A 3,174-nucleotide genomic window follows, 5' to 3' on the forward strand; every position below is an offset into this window, starting at 1 on the left:
GAGAGTTGCATAGTCGACGCGAACATTTATGGTCAAGTCCTCGGCCTATTAGTACCGGTCAGCTCCACACATTACTGTGCTTCCACTCCCGGCCTATCAACCCGGTCGTCTACCGGGGGCCTTACCCCATCACTGGGTGGGAGACCTCATCTCAAGACGAGCTTCCCGCTTAGATGCTTTCAGCGGTTATCCCTTCCGAACGTAGCCAACCAGCCGTGCCCTTGGCAGAACAACTGGCACACCAGAGGTTCGTCCGTCCCGGTCCTCTCGTACTAGGGACAGCCTCTCTCAAGTCTCCTGCGCGCGCAGCGGATAGGGACCGAACTGTCTCGCGACGTTCTAAACCCAGCTCGCGTACCGCTTTAATGGGCGAACAGCCCAACCCTTGGGACCTACTCCAGCCCCAGGATGCGACGAGCCGACATCGAGGTGCCAAACCATCCCGTCGATATGGACTCTTGGGGAAGATCAGCCTGTTATCCCCGGGGTACCTTTTAGCCGTTGAGCGACACCACTTCCACACGTCGGTGCCGGATCACTAGTCCCAGCTTTCGCTCCTGCTCGACCCGTCGGTCTCACAGTCAAGCTCCCTTGTGCACTTACACTCGACACCTGATTGCCAACCAGGCTGAGGGAACCTTTGGGCGCCTCCGTTACTCTTTAGGAGGCAACCGCCCCAGTTAAACTACCCACCAGACACTGTCCCCCACCCGGATCCACGGGCGCGGGTTAGACATCCAAAACGATCAGAGTGGTATTTCACCAATGACTCCACCTGAACTAGCGTCCAAGCTTCCCAGTCTCCCACCTATCCTACACAAACCGTTCCAAACACCAATGTCAAGCTGTAGTGAAGGTCCCGGGGTCTTTCCGTCCTGCTGCGCGAAACGAGCATCTTTACTCGTAGTGCAATTTCACCGGGTCTGTGGTTGAGACAGCGGGGAAGTCGTTACGCCATTCGTGCAGGTCGGAACTTACCCGACAAGGAATTTCGCTACCTTAGGATGGTTATAGTTACCACCGCCGTTTACCGGCGCTTAAGTTCTCACCTTCGCCCATTGCTGGGCTAAGCGGTCCCCTTAACGTTCCGGCACCGGGCAGGCGTCAGTCCGTATACATCGTCTTACGACTTAGCACGGACCTGTGTTTTTAGTAAACAGTCGCTTCCCCCTGGCCACTGCGACCCCCACCAGCTCACGGAGCAAGTCCGATCACCAGCAGAGGCCCCCCTTCTCCCGAAGTTACGGGGGCAATTTGCCGAGTTCCTTAACCACAGTTCACCCGAACGCCTTAGTATTCTCTACCTGACCACCTGAGTCGGTTTAGGGTACGGGCCGCCATGACACTCACTAGAGGCTTTTCTCGGCAGCATAGGATCACCCACTTCGCCACAATCGGCTCGGCATCACACCTCAGGATACATACGAGACGGATTTGCCTATCTCGCTCCCTACATGCTTACCCCGGGACTACCATCGCCCGGGCTGGGCTACCTTCCTGCGTCACCCCATCGTTTACCTACTACCAGATCAGGTCCAGCGTTCCCCAATCCAAAACCCCGAAGGGTTTCAGGTGGGTAAGGACTGTTAGTATCACTGGCCTCGATATGGGCGCATCACAGCGGGTACGGGAATATCAACCCGTTATCCATCGACTACGCCTGTCGGCCTCGCCTTAGGCCCCGACTTACCCTGGGCGGATTAGCCTGCCCCAGGAACCCTTGGTCATCCGGCGCAGAAGTTTCTCACTTCTGATTCGCTACTCATGCCTGCATTCTCACTCGCGTCGCCTCCACAACTCGATCACTCGGCTGCTTCGCCGGCGACACGACGCTCCCCTACCCACCAACAGCTCACGCTGTCAGTGCCACGACTTCGGCGGTGTACTTGAGCCCCGCTACATTGTCGGCGCGGAATCACTTGACCAGTGAGCTATTACGCACTCTTTCAAGGGTGGCTGCTTCTAAGCCAACCTCCTGGTTGTCTCTGCGACTCCACATCCTTTCCCACTTAGCACACGCTTAGGGGCCTTAGTCGGTGATCTGGGCTGTTTCCCTCTCGACTACGAACCTTATCGCCCGCAGTCTCACTGCCACGCTCTCACTTACCGGCATTCGGAGTTTGGCTGACGTCAGTAACCTTGTCGGGCCCATCGGCCATCCAGTGCTCTACCTCCGGCAAGAAACACGCGACGCTGCACCTAAATGCATTTCGGGGAGAACCAGCTATCACGGAGTTTGATTGGCCTTTCACCCCTACACACAGATCATCCCCCAGGTTTTCAACCCTGGTGGGTTCGGTCCTCCACGCGGTCTTACCCGCGCTTCAACCTGCCCATGCGTAGATCACCCCGCTTCGGGTCTACAGCATGCGACTCAACGCCCTATTCAGACTCGCTTTCGCTACGGCTCCCCCACACGGGTTAACCTCGCCACACACCATAACTCGCAGGCTCATTCTTCAAAAGGCACGCAGTCACATCACAGACGTCCGAAAACGTCTACGCTCCTACGGCTTGTAGGCACACGGTTTCAGGTACTATTTCACGACCCCTCACCGGGGCGCTTTTCACCTTTCCCTCACGGTACTAGTTCACTATCGGTCATCAGGGAGTATTTAGGCTTACCAGGTGGTCCTGGCAGATTCACACAGGATTTCTCGGGCCCCGTGCTACTTGGGATCCCCTCAAACAGTCAGCGAAGTTTCGCCTACCCGGCTCTCACGGTCTACGGCGCAATTTCCCAAAAGCTTCGACTACCACGCTGATTTCTTACTGTCCGGGAGACCGGCAGATCTCCCCAGAGGGTCCCACAACCCCGCATACGCAACGCCCGCCGGCTATCACACGCATACGGTTTGGCCTCATCCGCTTTCGCTCACCACTACTCACGGAATCACTCTTGTTTTCTCTTCCTACGGGTACTGAGATGTTTCACTTCCCCGCGTTACCACCAACCGCCCTATACATTCAGGCGGAGGCAACACCACATGACTGGTGCTAGGTTTCCCCATTCGGACATCCCCGGATCAACGTCTGGTTGGCGACTCCCCGAGGCTTAACGCAGCCTCCCACGTCCTTCATCGGCTCCTGATGCCAAGGCATCCACCGTGTGCCCTAAAAAACTTGGCCACAAGATGCTCGCGTCCACTATGCAATTCACAAACAACAAACAGC

Annotated in this window: 1 rRNA gene; it reads right to left on the reverse strand. The window is 56.7% G+C overall.

The features are described from left to right. Positions 1-28: 28 nt before the first annotated feature. A 23S ribosomal RNA gene (locus tag GT755_RS38300) occupies positions 29-3,129 on the reverse strand. Positions 3,130-3,174 lie beyond the last annotated feature (45 nt).

Source organism: Herbidospora solisilvae (assembly GCF_009901565.1).
GTDB classification, from domain to species: domain Bacteria; phylum Actinomycetota; class Actinomycetes; order Streptosporangiales; family Streptosporangiaceae; genus Herbidospora; species Herbidospora solisilvae.